This is a genomic window from Allomuricauda sp. XS_ASV26, assembly GCF_041224615.1.
GTDB lineage: Bacteria > Bacteroidota > Bacteroidia > Flavobacteriales > Flavobacteriaceae > Flagellimonas > Flagellimonas alginolytica.
On the sequence record NZ_JBGFGK010000031.1, the window covers coordinates 1 to 17,157 of the forward strand.

Annotated in this window: 13 protein-coding genes, 1 tRNA gene and 1 pseudogene; 1 reads left to right on the forward strand and 14 read right to left on the reverse strand. The window is 41.4% G+C overall.

Annotated elements, in window-relative coordinates:
- From AB9K32_RS07485 to AB9K32_RS07550, 14 genes and pseudogenes are all read right to left on the reverse strand, one after another.
- Positions 1-2,027, reverse strand: a pseudogene (locus AB9K32_RS07485) (hypothetical protein); the annotation flags it as partial.
- 388 nt (positions 2,028-2,415) lie between these two features.
- Positions 2,416-4,575, reverse strand: a complete 2,160-nt coding sequence (locus tag AB9K32_RS07490) for a DUF5723 family protein (RefSeq protein WP_369884818.1) — start codon at positions 4,573-4,575, stop codon at positions 2,416-2,418.
- Positions 4,576-5,080: 505 nt separating this feature from the next.
- Positions 5,081-5,407, reverse strand: coding sequence for a YegP family protein (locus AB9K32_RS07495; protein ID WP_224835639.1), 327 nt, complete (start codon positions 5,405-5,407; stop codon positions 5,081-5,083).
- Positions 5,408-5,590: 183 nt separating this feature from the next.
- A complete protein-coding gene (locus tag AB9K32_RS07500; protein ID WP_369884819.1) occupies positions 5,591-6,790 on the reverse strand; it encodes a glutamate-5-semialdehyde dehydrogenase in 1,200 nt (399 codons plus the stop codon).
- 5 nt (positions 6,791-6,795) lie between these two features.
- Positions 6,796-7,566 carry a glutamate 5-kinase gene (gene proB / locus AB9K32_RS07505; protein WP_224835637.1) on the reverse strand — a complete coding sequence of 257 codons (771 nt, stop codon included), beginning with the start codon at positions 7,564-7,566 and terminating at the stop codon, positions 6,796-6,798.
- Between the two features lie 3 nt (positions 7,567-7,569).
- Positions 7,570-8,376, reverse strand: a complete 807-nt coding sequence (gene proC / locus AB9K32_RS07510; RefSeq protein ID WP_224835636.1) for a pyrroline-5-carboxylate reductase — start codon at positions 8,374-8,376, stop codon at positions 7,570-7,572.
- A 39-nt stretch (positions 8,377-8,415) separates the two neighbouring features.
- Entirely contained in the window at positions 8,416-8,607 is a 192-nt protein-coding gene (locus AB9K32_RS07515; RefSeq protein WP_224835635.1) for a hypothetical protein, read from the reverse strand.
- A 30-nt stretch (positions 8,608-8,637) separates the two neighbouring features.
- On the reverse strand, positions 8,638-8,835 hold the full coding sequence (gene rpsU / locus AB9K32_RS07520; protein ID WP_224835634.1) for a 30S ribosomal protein S21: 198 nt from the start codon (positions 8,833-8,835) through the stop codon (positions 8,638-8,640).
- Positions 8,836-8,843: 8 nt separating this feature from the next.
- Positions 8,844-9,287: a GNAT family N-acetyltransferase gene (locus AB9K32_RS07525; protein WP_252078827.1), complete on the reverse strand. Its 444-nt coding sequence runs from the start codon at positions 9,285-9,287 to the stop codon at positions 8,844-8,846.
- Between the two features lie 414 nt (positions 9,288-9,701).
- Positions 9,702-9,775 (reverse strand) — tRNA-Asp (locus AB9K32_RS07530).
- Positions 9,776-9,901: 126 nt separating this feature from the next.
- Entirely contained in the window at positions 9,902-10,831 is a 930-nt protein-coding gene (locus tag AB9K32_RS07535) for a DUF58 domain-containing protein (RefSeq protein WP_338198041.1), read from the reverse strand.
- 82 nt (positions 10,832-10,913) lie between these two features.
- Positions 10,914-11,231 carry a thioredoxin gene (gene trxA / locus AB9K32_RS07540; RefSeq protein ID WP_100817082.1) on the reverse strand — a complete coding sequence of 106 codons (318 nt, stop codon included), beginning with the start codon at positions 11,229-11,231 and terminating at the stop codon, positions 10,914-10,916.
- Between the two features lie 101 nt (positions 11,232-11,332).
- The gene (dnaE, locus tag AB9K32_RS07545; RefSeq protein WP_369884820.1) at positions 11,333-15,718 is read right to left on the reverse strand and encodes a DNA polymerase III subunit alpha; all 4,386 of its coding nucleotides are present in this window, start codon (positions 15,716-15,718) and stop codon (positions 11,333-11,335) included.
- Between the two features lie 144 nt (positions 15,719-15,862).
- On the reverse strand, positions 15,863-16,318 hold the full coding sequence (locus tag AB9K32_RS07550) for a PA2169 family four-helix-bundle protein (RefSeq protein ID WP_369884821.1): 456 nt from the start codon (positions 16,316-16,318) through the stop codon (positions 15,863-15,865).
- A 262-nt stretch (positions 16,319-16,580) separates the two neighbouring features.
- Here AB9K32_RS07550 and AB9K32_RS07555 point away from each other — a divergent pair, with 262 nt between their 5' ends.
- Positions 16,581-17,147, forward strand: a complete 567-nt coding sequence (locus tag AB9K32_RS07555) for a 30S ribosomal protein S16 (protein WP_369884822.1) — start codon at positions 16,581-16,583, stop codon at positions 17,145-17,147.
- Positions 17,148-17,157 lie beyond the last annotated feature (10 nt).

Consider the following 17,157-nt stretch of genomic DNA (forward strand, 5'->3'; position numbering starts at 1 on the left):
GTATATGTCCCTGCACCTGCGGGGGCGGGGGACCATGTTCCCCCTGCATCTGGGGTTCCCCCCAGTGCTGCGAAGAGCTGTGCTGCGGTGACGGAGTCCCCTTCACAAATGGCGAGGTTGTCGTCGCTTCCTGCATTTGGAGAGGTATAAACATTGATAGTTTGTTGAACATCAGTAAAGTTTCCAGAAGTGTCGGTTACTCTATAGGTACGGGTAATGGTTTCAGGATTGCTTAATCCATCTGAGACATCGCTAATATGTGTTACAGAGTCCACTGCACAGTTATCATCTTCGTCATCAACAACTAATGGGTCTGGAGCGGGTGCTGTATCACATACTGTTAAGGAATCTGGATTGGAAGCTGTTGGATTTTCAATATCCCCAAAACCAACTGTAAATACATTTTGATGGACAAAATCTACTCCATCAAAATAAACATTGCCAAATGCATCTACACTAGTTGCTTGTATTAGCGTAATAGGACCTGTTGTAAAGTCGCCATCATTATCTGTATCTATCATGAGATGAAGTGCGCAATCGCCATTGTCTATAATGGTTGATCCTGACAAATTGATGCGGACACTAACACCATTTATTGGGGTAAGACCAGTTGAGTTGTTCATTTGAACTCTCCACTCTCTTTCTATTCTTGATGTGATTTGTGGTAATAAAGGTGGAAGCTCAACATTAACTTCGGCTATGGACTGTCTGTCACTTCCCCAAATTAAGTAGTTGTGATCTGTTGAAAAACTTCCTCCGGTGTTTATCGGGGTCCTTGTTTGGTCTAGATTATCTGTTATAAAATTTGGGCTTGTGGACATGGTCAGAATAGCTTCTGAATTTTCACTTTTAGAGATACGTTGGTGTAGGTTGTAACGTAGTTTTAAATCTCCGGTTGTTCCTGGAAGCCCTGCATCGAAATCTTCATATCTATCTTTTCCAATGCCGGCTATATCGAATCTATATGTTGGGTCTATTGCCCAGATGATTGTTCCATCAGCGGCTAAATAATGATAAGAGCTATTTCCTGATATACTACCAAGACTTGCTGAACCATTAAGAGTAATGCCGTATTTGATTGCCAAATAACTTTCCACTCTTTGTATTGAGTTTGCATCCAATAAACCATCTGCAACCAATATTTCCGAAATTCCCCCAGTTAAGTTTCTATTGGGGTCATTACTATTGAAATGTTTTCCTAACCTTATGAAAGGATAAGTATCAAATTGTGCCATGACATCGTTTCTTATGAAATCAATGTCAGGTATTCCATTGACTTTGGTCGTCAATCTTTCGGTTTGGGCTGCAAGTCCGTTGATTTGTCTTGTGAATACTCCTATGGCAGGTTGGCCCAACAAATCGATGTTTCCGCTTTCGAAGTCACTACCTAGGGTTCTTGTTCGTCCTATGGAAAAGCGATTTCCGTTGGATACTCCAAGGGATAAATTGGTTGTTGAACTGTGGTGGGTCTCAATATCTCCGCCATATAACAACCTCTGAGTTTCTGCCGTGGTTCCAGCTCCCGGTGCCCGGAACATAATGAATATGGTCATTTCTTCCCGGCATACAGAACGTGCATGTAAGGCCTGTCCACTTCCACTTCCATCAAATAGAATCTCTGGATTAAAATTAACACTGTTCATTTGGAGTGTTGGCAAATCTGGAATTGAGCCAGCAGGTGTTAGAAAAGACGGTGTTCCAAATCCTATGGAGAAACCATTTGGATACGGTTGATTGTAATTTAATGGGTTGGGATGTTGTATGGCAATTTGTGTCAAAGGGTTAAAATCAACAAAATCGTGCCATTCAAATACAGAAACACCATCTATAGTGGGTATGGGAGTAAAAAGTTCTAAACTTCCATTACTAGGCAGTGGTGCCTGATTTATAGCTCTATCGGCAGTGTACCAAGTATCTACATGTTGTGCTTTTACCCAGTTCCCGCCCAAAAGTGTAAATAGAATAACTAAGCGTAAAATCTTTTTTTTTGCCAATTTGCCCATGTGGGCAGATATGTCTTTTTTCAAGTGACTGGTTTTGTATACTGAAATGTGGAGTAAAAGTCTAGACATAAGGTTAAATTTTTTGATTGATTCCCATCTTTGAAATTGATAGGAAACAGATTTGGTAAGTATAAAATAAGCTAGTATTTAGATACATAGTACCCACCAATTAACCTATGCCCCTTTACAATTGATGAATGACCCAATTGGATCAACGAACAGAAAAACTTTGATTATCAGAAAGTTATATTTGTAGGTATTTACTTATAACTATTGTTTTGTATTGATATGGTTTTTGATATAATAAAAGAGCCGCCAAGCATGCCTTGGCGGCTGAACCATCTTAATGTGTTCAAGAACTAAAAGAGATACACTTAACCTAGTTCTAATTAGAACAATAATTTTAAGATGATTATTTGATTAGATTGATTTCAACTCTTCTATTTTGCTTTCTACCCAGTTTGGTTGCATTGGTGGTAATTGGTTTTTCTTCACCAAAGCCAACGGCACGCAATCTATCTGCCGAGATACCTTCATTGATCAAAAAGTCTAGGACCGAATTTGCTCTGGCCTCGGATAGTCTCTGGTTACTAGAGCTACTCCCAACACTATCTGTATGTCCTTCTACCGTGAATTTGGCATTTGGATATTCATTCAAGATTTGGATAATGTCTACCATTACGGCTACGGATTCCGATTTTATTGTTGCTTTTCCCGTATCGAAAAGAATGGTTTTTGCGTAATTGTTCAATTGCTTCTGAACTTCTTGTGTTACTTCTGGACATCCATTATTGTACACGGGACCAGCTAGCTCCGGACATTGGTCGTCGATATCGACCAAGGTGTCCCCATCTATGTCGGGGCATCCATTATGTTCTTTTTTTCCTGGATTTTGAGGGCAACGGTCTTCAATATCAATTATCCCATCACCATCGGAATCAGGACAGCCATCGTGTTCAAGGTTTCCAGCTGTTTTCGGGCATTTGTCATCTTTGTCCAAAACCCCGTCCCCGTCCGTGTCTGGCCATGGACAACCAGTGTTTTCGGTAGGCCCAGCTTCATTCGGGCAGTTATCGTCCTTATCCAGAAGTCCATCTTGGTCGGTGTCCGGCCATGGACATCCTTGATTTTCAATCGGACCGGGTGTTTCCGGGCAATTGTCAATACTGTTTTTAAGTCCATCCCCGTCCTTATCCCTAAGCTTGCTGTGATAGACCGGGACTTTGAGTCCGGCATAAATATCCAAGGATTTGCCCTGATCGAACAGTGATGTTAAAATTGAACCTGAACCTACGTAAAAAGGACCCGCTCTAAGTCCAGCTCCCCAACGAAAGCCTATATCTTGCATTAAGCTGATGGGGGAGTATATGCTTAACCAAGCTGTCTCCAATCGTGGGGATAGCGATACTTGATTTTGAATATGATGAGTGTTTAAACTGTTCTTTTTTCTTAATGAAAAATCTGAATTTAAGTTTAGATAGAACTTCGAATGAATATTCCAGTCTACGTTTCCATGAAATGCTGTGGGCAATCCGGTTTTGGATGATTCCTGGGGGCCATTAACAGTGCTAAAATTATTTTTAAGAGCATCTTCCAGATCATCGCCATCAAAATTGTCTATGCTTTGATTATTGTTAAGGTCGTAGGTCTGCTGTTCCCCACCTTTGTTGTTAATACTTCCGATGTCGGTTATGGACAGTCCAAATTTGAGTTTGTATTTGTTTATGCCCCTGTTCGAAACTTTTTTGCCATCGAGGTCGACCAGCTTTTGCTTTTCATGATTTGGTCTCCATTCATATACAAAACCTAGATCTGCTCCTAAGCCAGTGGATTGTCCAAAATTGCTAAATGTGTTTTCAAATCCTTCTTCTCCACCAACATCATAACCATAAGTCAATATCCCATTTGTTGCAACGGTTTGGTCGGTTGAATTATAATCAATAGTAATTTCTGAACCGTTAAGGTAAGTATGGTGTATACCAGAAAGGTACTTTAAGGTAACACCACCTTTTAGGAAATGTTCGTTATGGTCCATCAACACCCTTGCATACGAGGCCCCTATCTCTGTCCAAAGGTTAAGCTCGCCAGATAGGTCGCCTTCATCTATCGAGAAGTCTTCATTTTCGTTAAATCCCCCTTCTTTGTCAATGGTAGAACCATCAATATCATCAATATTTGTAAAAATACGACCGCGGGTATATAGCGATACAGAATGTTTTTCTGAGAGACTGATCATTACAGAAGGGCCTAGTATATCTAAATTTGCCGCTATAAAGTTTTCGCTTTTAGGGGTTGTTTCCGCTTCATCGAATGCTTTACCGGGATCTCTGAACATGTCTCCCAAACTGGTACTTAGGTAGTTGTTTCCAAGAAAACCACTTATTCCGATAAGGTTAATGTCCAGTTTTAATCTGGAATCGGCAATGTTCGCTGGATTGGAAATAACTCCGTGCACACCGTTGTAATTGTCTTCTAAGAATCCAAGATAGGATTGGGCACTTATTGCCTGGCCTGTTATTAGGAATAATAGGGAGGCGATTAGTTTTAATGAAATGATTTCTTTTGTCTTCATGATTTTCAAATTTGTATGGGTATAGTTTTTTCTTTGAAAAGCACAAATAGACTACAAATAATGAAGCGGGATATAGGCTAATAAACGAATGAGCCTTTTGAATTGACGAATGCTTTGATTGAGTTTATAGCATGTTTGTTTGTAAGGAATATTCTTACTTAGATCTATAATGGGAATACATAAAAAAACCATTACAACCAAGGAATCTTTCAATTCCTTGGCGTAACGGAAACCTCAACTAAACTAAACACTTTTATGACCAACAGTCGTCAAAAGTGAATTGCTATATGTGCATACGTTAAAAATTGATCTTGCTATTCAATTGTGATTAACGCTTTATTGCAGAACAAACATAAAGGCAAAAAATGGGATAAAAGGGGGCCGATTTATGAATGCCCTATTTGAACCAATGAATGCCCCTTTTGATTTGATATTAAAAATACCCACATAAAAAAAACAGCCCTAATTTGGACTGTTCTTCATATTGTAAAGCGGTATCGGGAGACTAAACTTCCTCTACAGATGCATCTGGGGCATTTTTTTTAACAGAGGCAATTCCGTTTTCCATGGCCGAGTCGCTGGAATACATTTCACTATTGCCAATAACCTGTCCGTTGGATGCTTTTAGGTTAAAAAATGGACTGCCATCCTTTGCTTTGTTTCTTTCAAAATATTTATCGTCCTGTGAATGTTTTTTTACAGACTCGATTCCATTTTCGCAAGCATCTTTGGATGAATACCCTTGACTGCTTAAAATTACTTGGCCGTTCCCAGCTTTTAAATTAAACCTGAATTTACCGGCTTTATCCGTTTTGATCTCAAATTTTCCCATACTTGATATGTTTTAAGTAATAAATCTAGATATTTTCTTAAAAAATGACCAATAAAAGAGGTGAAAATTGATAATAAAATAAGCCGTTGTTGCTTTTAGGGATATTTTGGGAATATATTTTAGTGGATTCCATAATAAAGGAGGCTAAAATAGCCTCCTTTATTAGTGTTCTCAATGTAAGTGTTACACCCTTATTTGTCCATCCCCAAATACATAGTATTTGTTGGTCACCAATTGTTTTAGGCCCAGAGGTCCACGATGGTGCAATTTATCGGTGCTGATCGCAAGTTCTGCACCAACACCCATTTGTCCGCCATCGGTAAATCGGGTAGAAGCATTTTGGTACACGGCGGCACAATCCACGTTCTCCATAAATATTTGTGCAGCGCTATTGTTCTCTGTCATGATGGAGGCTGAGTGCCCTCCCGAGTTTTTGTTTATCATGTGTATGGCATCATCAATGGTATCGACTGCGCCGATAATGCATTTCATGGCCAAGAATTCTTCTTGCCAAATCGATTCATCGGTAATAGTGTCGGCCTCTGTCAGTATTTGCTTTACCGTTTTGTCCACAATTATGGATACGTTGTTGGCCTCCAGAACTTTTCTCAACTCTTCAAGTTTTTCCTTGTACCCATCTATCCGGGTATCCACCAAAATTTTATCGAGAGCATTGCATGCCGATATTTTATGGGTCTTGGCGTTTAGAATTACCTTAAGGCTTTTGTCCCAATCGGCATCTTTGTGCACATAAAGGAAATTGTTCCCTCTACCACTTATCAGAACTGCGCATTTGGCGTGCTCTTTAACAAAGGCGATCAAACGTTCGCCGCCACGGGGAACAATTAGATCCAAGTCTTGGTCCGGATTTCGGAGAAACTCCTGTGTTTGTGACCTGTCCATTTCCAAAAATTGGATGTAATCCTCGGATAGTCCGTTCTGGGTCAGTGCCCGGTGCCAAAACTTTACTAAGGCCTTATTGCTATGGTAGGCTTCTTTTCCGCCTTTGAGCAATATTTTGTTGTTGGCCTTAAAAGCCAGTACGGCAGCTTCGATAGTAACATCGGGACGCGACTCATAAATGATCATGATAGTGCCAAAAGGAGCCGTTCTGTTAATTATTTTAAGTCCGTTGTCCAATGCTCTTGTAGAGATTTCTTGGTTGACCGGGTCCTCTTGCAAACGTACTTCCTTTACGGCTTGGATCATCTGGTCCACTTTCTTTTGGTCCACAACCAAACGATCGTACAAAGCTTGATCGTCGCGGTTGAACGCATCCAGATCTTTTTGATTTGCTTGGAGCAGTGCTTCCCGATTTTCATCAAGGATTCGCTCCATGTCTTTTAGTACTTTATTTTTTAGTGTTGTATCTAATAATTTCATTGTTGTTATTTTGAAACTTCTGTTCCTACGTTCTTTCCTTCTACAATATCCAAGATTACGTTTTCCCGTTTTCCGTTTACTATGTAGGATGGGATATTGTCTGCGGCAGCCTTTTGGGCATAATTTAATTTGGAACCCATTCCGCCGCGGCCTTCGCCCTCCTGCTTGTTTCCTTCTTCGATGTACTTGCCCAAGTCCTCTTTTGGCTCAACCTTATCTATTACTTTGGATTCCGCTTTTTCGGGGTGCCCATCGTAAAGGCCATCGATATCTGTCATCAAAATGAGCTTATCGGCCTTCATTAATTGTGCGAGTAGGGTTGCAAGCTCATCATTGTCCGAGAACATGGACATGGATACGGAGACGGCATCATCCTCGTTCGCGATCGGAATTACTCCTTCGGAAAGCAATCCTTCGAGACAGTTGATCATATTATCGCGGTGCACGCCTGGGTTAAAATCCCGTTTGGTCGGGAGTACCTGGGCACATTTCATTCCATAATCGCTGAATATGTTGTAATAATGTCTCATCATTCTGGGCTGTCCAATGGCAGAATATACTTGTCTGCGTTGGGTTTTGTCTTTTATCTTGGCTTTTCCCAAAACCTCTTTTCCGGCAATCACCGATCCAGAGGAGACCAAAATGGTCATGATGTCCCGTTCGTAAAGTTCAGCAATTTGTTGCACCAAACTATTGAGCACGGGCCTTACTATTCTATTGTCCTTGTTGGTCATCACATTTGTTCCTACTTTGATGACCACTAATTGTTTATACATGATTTAGTATTCTTCGCCTAGTTCCACAGCTCTTCCAAATGCTGCAAAGGCGGCTTCTTTGATTAATTCGTTTACATTGTTGTCTTCCATGGAATCAAGAGCGGCCCTGGTAGTTCCTCCTTTGGAGGCTACCATTTCCATCCAAGTGTTCGGGTTAAGGTTGTTTTGGTTGAACAACTCAACGGCACCGGTAAATGTTTGGCTTACCAGTACTTTGGATACATTTTCGGAGAATCCCATTTGGAGTGCGGCCTCCATCATGCTTTGCATAAAATAGAATACATAAGCAGGCCCACTTCCCGATATTCCGGTGGAGGCATCGATGAATTTTTCGTTTTTTACCCGAAGCGATTTTCCTGTGGTGTCCAGTAAACCTTCTACCATAAAAAGCTCTAATCGGGATACTTCTTCGGCGGATACGTAGCTGGTTAGACCTTTTCCTACCTGGGCAGGTAAGTTGGGCATGGCCCTTACTACTTTTTTTATGCCCAAGGATTCTTGGATGTAGTTAATGGTAACGCCCGCCATAATGGAAATGAACAATTGCTCGGGGTTGACCAATTTTTTCATACGGCCGAATAATTCTTCGGCATGATAGGGTTTTACGGCCAAAAAGATAACATCTGCCTGTGGTACGCAATCTTCTATCTTATCAATCGCGTCGAAGTAGCCGATTTTGTCCACTTCTTCCAATTTTTCTTTTGATTTGTCCAGTACCATAATGTTGCGTTTTTTCAACAGTTTGGATTTGGACATACCTGTAGCGTAGGTAAGTCCCATGTTACCTGCACCAATAACCAATACTTTCATTTTTTGTTTTAAAGGGTTATATAATAGATTGTAAAATTGTTATGCCAATACATTGCACTCTTTGCAGTCTTTAATTTTTCCGTCGTAAGTTTCGCGGTACTTGTGCAAAGTGCGCACAGGAAGCCCCATAATGTATTTTTTAATATAGGTTACCTGGGTGGTGAGTTCGCCCATTTTAACGCTATATCGTTTTTCATACTTGGTTTCCCTTTTGATTTTTGAAAGTTTCATCTTGTTGTTCTTGATACTATGATTTTATTGTTATTGGTCTTCCTGCTCGTTCAGGAATTGTTCCTTGTATTGCGCCTTTTTTAGGGTTTTGCGACGCTCTACTGATTTTTTAGTGTATTCTTGATGGCTTCGTATCTGGTCCAAACGCTTTGTGTTTCGATATTTTCTTTTGTAACGTTTTAGAGCCCTTTCGATACTTTCACCTGGCTTAACTTCAATTTTTAACATATATGGATTTATCTGTTCAATCTCATTTCTAAATGGGTTTCGCTGAACCCTTTTTCTTCAAAAAATTTTTTGTTTGGATATTGGTTGTCACTGGTTATATGTATGGCTACGTCTCCTTTACAATACTGTAGGGTGTAGTCCAATAGTCTTTGTTCAACTCCTATATTTCTGTGTTCCCTGTGCACTACAAAAAACACTAGAAAATTTTCGGGTATGTAATCGCCCATGCCTGTTTTGTTCACTACGGCCAAGGCCAGTATCCTATCTTTTTCTTCCATGGCAAATACATATCCTCCGAGTCCGGGAATATCCTTGGTAGAATATTGTATTGCTTTTCTTATGGCATTTTTTGACGCTTTTTTTCCTTCTTGATTATGGAAAAGAAAATTGGCAAACCTGTCGGCTTCCATGGTGGAAAGCCTGGTATATGCATCGTAGGTCTTGATTACCATGCTAGTATTTTGAACGATATCGGATTAAGTTTTTTATTGACAAAAAAGGGATTGATCGGAGCTGCTTGGCAGGGTGCCAAACTGTCCGTTTTTTGGAGGTGCAACTCCCAGAACCAGGGAGGGTAATTATAGGGTAGGGGGAATAAACTTATCTGGCTGGTTTCGGAATACCAGATAGTTAAAACTTAGAATCCTGCAGTTTTTTCTCTCGTGGAGCTTAACTTTCATCGGCACAAAGGTAAGCAAACAAGAGCTTAAATCCCAATAATACTGGGGTTTATGATTTTTATAACGTTTATAGGGAAGTGTTTGGGGGTAAGAAAACGTTGGAGTTGAAGATAGAAGAAGTGTTGCCTTAGTGAAGAAAGGTAAAGTATAAAAACAAAAAAAGCTCCGAGAAATCGGAGCTTTTTGCGGTCTGGACGGGACTCGAACCCGCGACCCCCTGCGTGACAGGCAGGTATTCTAACCAACTGAACTACCAGACCAATGATTTTATCTTTTCAAGACTCCGACAACAGTCGGATTCAAATCTTGTTCATTTGCTTTTTTAAAGCGAGTGCAAATATACATTCTCATTTCGGATATGACAAAACATTTTTTTAAAAAAATGATCAAGCAAATTTCTGCCGCTCTATCATAAAGGAATTCAGGACTTGGGAGAAGTCCGAGCGAACATCCACCCCCACATATTTGATTTGGTACTGTGCGCATTTCAGTTTCAGGTCCTTCTGGTATTGCAACACTTTTTCTGAATATGCCTTTTTAATGGAATCTGCATACAAATCTATCTGTTCGCCAGTTTCTACATCCACAAAACGTTTGGGTGCATTGTCAAAATCAAAATTGAGCTCATGCTCTTTATCCAACAGATGAAAAAGAACCACGGAATGTTTGTTGTATTTAAGATGACGCAGGGCTTCAAACAGTTTTTCCTCTTCGGTTTCCGTCTGGAACATATCGGTAAACAGAAAAATCAAGCTTCTCCGATGGATTTTTTCGGCAATTTGATGCAAAAACGTGTAGGTTTTGGTCTCCTTTGTATCATTTTTATGTGAAGCAACTTCGTTCAATTTGGAGTACAGCATCTGAAAATGACGTTCACTGTTCTTTTCCGAAGAATGGAAATCATAGGTATCAGAATAAATACTGAGTCCCACAGCATCCCGTTGTTTTTTCAAAACTTGCATCAAAGCGGCAATGGAAAGCACCCCAAAACCAATTTTGTTGAGGTTTCCCAAGGAATATTCCTTCACTTCGGGGTAATACATGGAGGCGGAATTGTCCAAGATCATATGGCAGCGCAGGTTGGTCTCGTCCTCAAATCGTTTGGTGTAGAGTCGGTCCGTGCGAGCGAAAAGTTTCCAATCAATATGTTTGGTGCTTTGCCCTGGGTTGTAAATTTTGTGTTCCGCGAACTCTGCAGAAAATCCATGGAACGGACTTTTATGAATGCCACTGATAAAACCCTCGACAATCTGGTTGGCCAAAAGTTCAAGGTTTTGGAAAAGTTTTGCTTTGCTAAGTTCCGATCGTAGGTCCATAACTGATTTCTGAAGACAAGATAAAATAAAAAAGGCTTGGCATTTGCCAAACCTTTTTTAAAATCCGTATTTCTACGTTTTTTTACAAAGCTGCATCAATTGCATCCGTGTATACTTTTTTAGGAGATACCCCTACTTGACGGTTGATAACCTCACCATCTTTAAATACCAAAACGGTAGGGATATTACGAACACCGTATTTGGCCGCAAATTGTTGGTTGGCATCAACATCAACCTTACCCACAACAGCTTTGCCATCGTATTCTTGTCCAACTTCTTCAATGATCGGACCTACCATTCTACAAGGCCCGCACCATGCTGCCCAAAAATCTACTAGGACAGGCTTGTCACTTTTCAAAACTACTTCGTCAAAAGTTGCATCTGTTATTTCTAGTGCCATCTTATTAATTTTAATATTATGCAAAGTTAGTCAAATAATGCCCACGTAACTTACATCTGGTACATTCGTTTTAATTATTGCACTATTGGCATTAATTATACCTAGTTCAATTTATAATGAATTTCGTTCGCCTCCAGTTCGGCAAGTAATTCGCTGTTGATCTTTACCTTTTGTTTTCGACTCGATAGTTTTAGTTTGATTTCTTCTTGCATCTCGTAAATCACAAAACTAATAGGATGGTCGCCTTTGTGCATGGTTAAAGTGTCCTTCAAGGTTTTTATGCGCTGTTCTTGCAGGCGGTCTATGTTGAGTTTGATGGTCAACTTTTTCGCAAAGGCATCCATTACATCCTGAAGCTGTTTAAAATCGTTGAACTGGAGCCTTGGCTCTCCTTTTTTGCCCGTATCGCGGTTCACCCATCCTTCGCGAACAAAGGCCCTAACATGTACAAATGAATTGATCATTAAAAAATGCCGGAACTTTAAGTATTCTTCTCCAAAAATCCGTAGTTCGTAGGATTCATTATAATCTTCCAATGTAAAAAGTCCCCAGCCTTTGCCATTTTTGGATACCCTATGCTGGACATCGGTAATTACTCCTGCGACGGTAAGTTCTCGATTTACATATTCGTCCAAACGGGAGAAATCGCTCACCGTGTTCTTGCAGAACGCTTTGATCTCTTTTTTAAAATCATCCAACGGGTGGCCGGAAATATAAATGCCGACCACTTCTTTCTCGCGTCGCAGTTTTTCCATGGTTCCCCATTCTTCGCAAGGAGGAACAATAGGCTCTGGAATCTGCACATCGCTTGCTTCGCCAAAAAGGCTTACCTGGGATGAATTCTGGTTTTCCTGAAACTTGGAACCGTACTTGACAGCTTTTTCCAAGAACGTGATGCCATCGCCCTCATCATGGAAATATTGGGCTCGGTGAGTGTTTCCGAAAGAGTCGAAGCCTCCTGCCAACGCCAAGTTTTCGAACGCTTTTTTGTTGGCAGCCCTTAGATCTACCCTTTTGGCCATATCAAAAATTGATCTGTACGCCCCTCCTTCTTTCCGGTTTTCCACTATGGTCTCTACGGCGGAGCGCCCTACTCCTTTTATGGCACCCATGCCAAAGCGGACGGCATTGTCCTTGTTGACCGCAAATTTATAGTAGGATTCGTTAACGTCAGGGCCCAATACTTCCAGTCCCATTCGTTTACACTCCTCCATAAAAAAGGTGACCTGCTTAATATCGTTCATGTTGTTGGACAGCACGGCCGCCATATATTCGGCAGGGTAGTGGGCTTTTAAATAGGCCGTTTGGTAGGCTATGTAGGCATAGCAAGTGGAGTGACTTTTGTTGAAGGCATAGGAGGCAAAGGCTTCCCAATCCTTCCAGATCTTTTCCAAAACGTCCCGTGGATGTCCATTTTTTTCGCCACCGTCCAAAAACTGGGGTTTTAGTTTTTCCAGCAGGGCAAAAATCTTTTTACCCATGGCCTTTCGGAGTACATCCGCATCACCTTTGGAGAAACCGGCCAGCTTTTGTGAGAGCAGCATTACCTGCTCTTGGTATACGGTAATTCCGTAGGTCTCCTTAAGGTATTCTTCCATGTCGGGAAGGTCATAGGTGATTTCCTCGTCTCCATGTTTACGGGCGATAAAGCTTGGGATGTATTCCATGGGTCCCGGTCGGTAGAGGGCGTTCATGGCAATCAAATCATCAAAAACCGTAGGTTTTAGGTTTTTCATGTGTTTTTGCATCCCAGGGGATTCGTATTGGAATATCCCTACCGTATCTCCTCGTTGGAAAAGCTCGTATGTTTTTTCATCATCCAATGGAAAATCATCGGGTACCAGATCTATCCCTGTTCTTGCTTTTACAATTTTGACGGTGTCCTTGATCAGGGTCAAGGTTTTTAGTCCCAAGAAATCCATTTTTAGCAGACCTGCACTTTCCACTACGGAGTTGTCGAACTGGGTTACGTAGAGATCGGAATCCTTGGCAACGGATACGGGAACAAAGTTGGTAATATCGTCCGGTGTAATGATCACCCCACAAGCATGAATGCCCGTATTTCGAAGAGAACCCTCTAACACTCGAGCCATTTTTACGGTCTGTCCCTCTAAATCGTCGGTTTCGGCAATATTGAGTAGTTCATGGACCTTTTCCAGCTCATCCGAACGGAATTTCTTTTTTAAGTCGGCTTCGTCCACTCCAAATATTTTGTTGAGTTTGGACATGTTGGGAATCAACTTGGCAATTCGGTCAGCTTCACTCAATGGGAGGTCCAATACCCTTGCAGTATCTCGAATGGATGATTTTGCAGCCATGGTTCCGTACGTGATGATCTGTGCAACCTGATTGGCTCCATACTTATTGATCACATAGTCCATTACCCGACCACGTCCTTCATCATCAAAATCAATATCGATATCGGGCATGGACACCCTGTCCGGATTTAGGAACCGCTCAAAAAGCAGGTCGTACTTCATGGGGTCTATGTTGGTAATGGTAAGGCAATAGGCCACCACCGAACCAGCGGCGGAACCACGACCTGGTCCTACGGAAACATCCATGTTCCTTGCTTCACGGATAAAGTCTTCCACTATCAAAAAGTATCCGGGGTACCCTGAGTTTTTAATAATTTCCAACTCAAAGTCTATCCGTTCCCTGATTTCTTCGGTAATTTCGCCATATCGCTTTTCGGCCCCTTTGTAGGTAATATGTCTTAAGTAGGCATTTTCTCCTCGATTACCGCCGTCAACCTCGTCTTCTGGGTCCTTAAAATCTTCTGGAATATCAAATTTTGGAAGCAGGATATCGCTGGCAAGATCGTAGGGCTCTATTTTGTCCACAATTTCCTTGATGTTCAAAATAGCTTCGGGCAAATCCTTAAAGAGTTCCTTCATTTCGTCCGAAGACTTAAAATAGTACTCTTGGTTGGGAAGTCCATATCGATAACCCCGACCCCTGCCAATAGGTGTGGATTGTTTTTCACCGTCCTTTACACAGAGTAAAATATCGTGTGCCTCGGCATCCTTTTTATCGCAATAGTAGGTATTGTTGGTGGCCACCAGTTTTACGTTGTGGTCTTTGGCCATACGCACCAAAACTTGATTGACACGGTCTTCGTCTTCCTGTCCGTGGCGCATGATTTCGATATAAAAATCATCTCCAAACAGGTCTTTCCACCATAACAGGGCTTCTTCGGCCTGTTTTTCGCCTACGTTCAATATTTTGTTGGGTACTTCCCCATATAGGTTACCGGTAAGGGCGATAATATCTTCCTTGTATTGCTCGATTATTTTTTTGTCGATTCTAGGTACATAATAAAAGCCGTCGGTATAGGCGATAGAAGACATTTTTGCCAGATTGTGGTAACCTTTTTTGTTTTTGGCCAGGAGTACTATCTGATGTCCGTAATCCTTCACATTTTTATTGGTATGATCGTCGCATACAAAAAATTCACAGCCTACTATTGGGGTAATCTCTTTTTCGGTGGGTTGTTCGCCCTTGGCGATGAGTTCTTCGTTTTTTGCCTTTGCCGCCTTATTATGTCCCATTATTTCTTTCACAAAGTGAAAGGCTCCCATCATGTTGGCATGGTCTGTCAAAGCAACGGCGGGCATACCGTTTTTTGCTGTGGCCTTGACCAAATCTTTGATGTTGATGGTGGATTGAAGCACTGAAAACTGGGAATGGTTGTGGAGATGTACAAAGGGTTCATCTTCCAAAGTCTCCACATTCTCTTGTATCTCCTCGTCCGAAACCCCGCTAGTGTCCTTTTCCCAGAGGGCATCCGCAATTTTTTTTGATTCGGCCTTGAGATTGAGGTGCTTTAACCCTATGAGCTCTATTTCCTGAGGATTGGACTGGGAAAATCGTTCAAAATAATCGGGCTGAACATCCAGTTCTTGATAGGAATATTGTTTTTTTCGGACCAATTCCAAGAAGCAACGTGTGGTGGCTTCCACATCCGCTGTTGCATTATGTGCTTCGGCAAAAGGTTCACCGAACAAAAATTCGTGCAGTTCGGTAAGCGTGGGCAATTTAAACTTTCCACCACGTCCTCCGGGAATTTTACAAAGTTCGGCAGTGTGTTCTGTACAAGTGTCCAGTACGGGCAGTTCGGTGAGAGGGCTTTCGACGCCCTCGCGATGGAATTCACATCCCATAATATTGACGTCGAACCCTACATTTTGACCTACCACAAATTTGGTTTGCTCCAATGCATTGTTGAAAGCTTCCAAAACCTCGCTAAGAGGAACTCCTTTTTCTTCTGCCAAGGCAGTGGAGATACCGTGAATCTGTTCCGATTCGTAAGGGATGTTGAATCCTTCCGGTTTTATCAAAAAGTCTTGATGTTCTATCAAATTACCTAGCTCGTCGTGCAATTGCCATGCAATCTGAACACACCTTGGCCAGTTGTCGGTATCGGTAATCGGGGCATCCCAGCGTTTGGGCAAACCAGTGGTTTCCGTATCAAAAATCAAATACATAGGCTATCTGTCTCGGTCAAAAAAGGATGGATAAAATTACGGAAGAAGATAGATTTGGTGAAAAAGAGTTGTGAGGAGTTATCAACTAAAAAAAGCCAGGAAAAAATCCCAGCTTTTTCTGCTTGTATCAAGTGACTTTTGGAATTATGATACTGTTGTTTCGAATAAGTTCGCTGTCTCCAAGGTTTCCCTTATGGCATTTCGGTGTTTCATTAATAGGCTTTCCGTGGAAGGTGGTAATACAAACTCTTTATCGTGCAGAATATCGTTGTACGTCTCGATTGCTTCTTTTTCGCCCCTGTGCACTTCTTCCAGCATTGCCTCTTCATTGTTCGAGGCAAAGAGTAATTTAAAATCGATCCAAGATCGGTGCAAGGTACCTTTGGTGCTTCCCCCTTTGTCGGGATTTTGTCCAAAGGCCTCGATTTCGGCCTTTAGCTCTTGGCCAAAATTATATCGCTGTTTGGCGCGATCCATAAAAAATTGTTTGATCGTCGTATGGTCTACTTTTTCAGCTGCTTTTTTGAATCCTTTTTCAGCATCATAGGTTCTTTCCAAAAGTTCGTTTAATTTGTTCGACATTTCTACGGTGTACTTCATAATCTTTTTTCATTTTGTCTGTTTATGGCCATCGATTTTCGATGACATCCACATTTAAGATAAGGTTTAAGTGCAGAATGGCAAATGTTTACAATGGTTTATAATATATTTAACGGGTTAGGGCCCAGTTGTTAAAAGGATTAACTTTTTTGTTTTAAACGCTGCGCTATAAACAAATAAGTGTATATTTGCACCCGCTTAACCGATAAGCGATTAAAAAGAATTAATAATCAGGGTCGGGCACCCTACAAATTAATGTGATATGCCAGTTAAAATTAGACTTCAGAGACACGGTAAAAAAGGTAAACCATTTTATTGGGTAGTCGCTGCCGATGTAAGAGCGAAGAGAGATGGTAAATTTTTGGAAAAATTGGGCACCTACAACCCAAATACCAATCCAGCCACCATTGATCTTGATATCGATGGTTCTGTAAAATGGTTGCAGAACGGTGCGCAGCCAACGGACACAGCTAGAGCTATTCTTTCTTATAAAGGTGTGATGATGAAGCACCACCTAGCAGTGGGTGTTCGTAAAGGAGCAATGACCGAAGAGCAAGCAGAGGAGAAATTCAAAGCTTGGTTGGAAGAGAAAGAACAAAAGATCCAGGCCAAGAAAGATGGTTTGAGCAAAGCCGAAGCAGAAGCTAGAGCAAAAGCATTGGAAGCCGAAAAAGAAGTGAACGAGAAGAGAGTTGCCGCTGCAATGCCAGAGGAAGAGGAAGTAGTGGAAGAGGCTGCGGAGGAAACCGCCGAAGCTGCAACAGAAGAAACTGTTGCTGAAGCTCCAGCTGAAGAAGCCACCTCGGAAGAAGCTGCCAAAGAAGAATAGAAACGTAAGA

What these genes read in the sequence shown, in the direction of transcription:
- AB9K32_RS07490 (WP_369884818.1), bottom strand. Translation starts at nt 4,575, where the DNA reads ATGAAGACAAAAGAAATCATTTCATTAAAACTAATCGCCTCCCTATTA.
- AB9K32_RS07495 (WP_224835639.1), bottom strand. Translation starts at nt 5,407, where the DNA reads ATGGGAAAATTTGAGATCAAAACGGATAAAGCCGGTAAATTCAGGTTT.
- AB9K32_RS07500 (WP_369884819.1), bottom strand. Translation starts at nt 6,790, where the DNA reads ATGAAATTATTAGATACAACACTAAAAAATAAAGTACTAAAAGACATG.
- proB (WP_224835637.1), bottom strand. Translation starts at nt 7,566, where the DNA reads ATGTATAAACAATTAGTGGTCATCAAAGTAGGAACAAATGTGATGACC.
- proC (WP_224835636.1), bottom strand. Translation starts at nt 8,376, where the DNA reads ATGAAAGTATTGGTTATTGGTGCAGGTAACATGGGACTTACCTACGCT.
- AB9K32_RS07515 (WP_224835635.1), bottom strand. Translation starts at nt 8,607, where the DNA reads ATGAAACTTTCAAAAATCAAAAGGGAAACCAAGTATGAAAAACGATAT.
- rpsU (WP_224835634.1), bottom strand. Translation starts at nt 8,835, where the DNA reads ATGTTAAAAATTGAAGTTAAGCCAGGTGAAAGTATCGAAAGGGCTCTA.
- AB9K32_RS07525 (WP_252078827.1), bottom strand. Translation starts at nt 9,287, where the DNA reads ATGGTAATCAAGACCTACGATGCATATACCAGGCTTTCCACCATGGAA.
- AB9K32_RS07535 (WP_338198041.1), bottom strand. Translation starts at nt 10,831, where the DNA reads ATGGACCTACGATCGGAACTTAGCAAAGCAAAACTTTTCCAAAACCTT.
- trxA (WP_100817082.1), bottom strand. Translation starts at nt 11,231, where the DNA reads ATGGCACTAGAAATAACAGATGCAACTTTTGACGAAGTAGTTTTGAAA.
- dnaE (WP_369884820.1), bottom strand. Translation starts at nt 15,718, where the DNA reads ATGTATTTGATTTTTGATACGGAAACCACTGGTTTGCCCAAACGCTGG.
- AB9K32_RS07550 (WP_369884821.1), bottom strand. Translation starts at nt 16,318, where the DNA reads ATGAAGTACACCGTAGAAATGTCGAACAAATTAAACGAACTTTTGGAA.
- AB9K32_RS07555 (WP_369884822.1), top strand. Translation starts at nt 16,581, where the DNA reads ATGCCAGTTAAAATTAGACTTCAGAGACACGGTAAAAAAGGTAAACCA.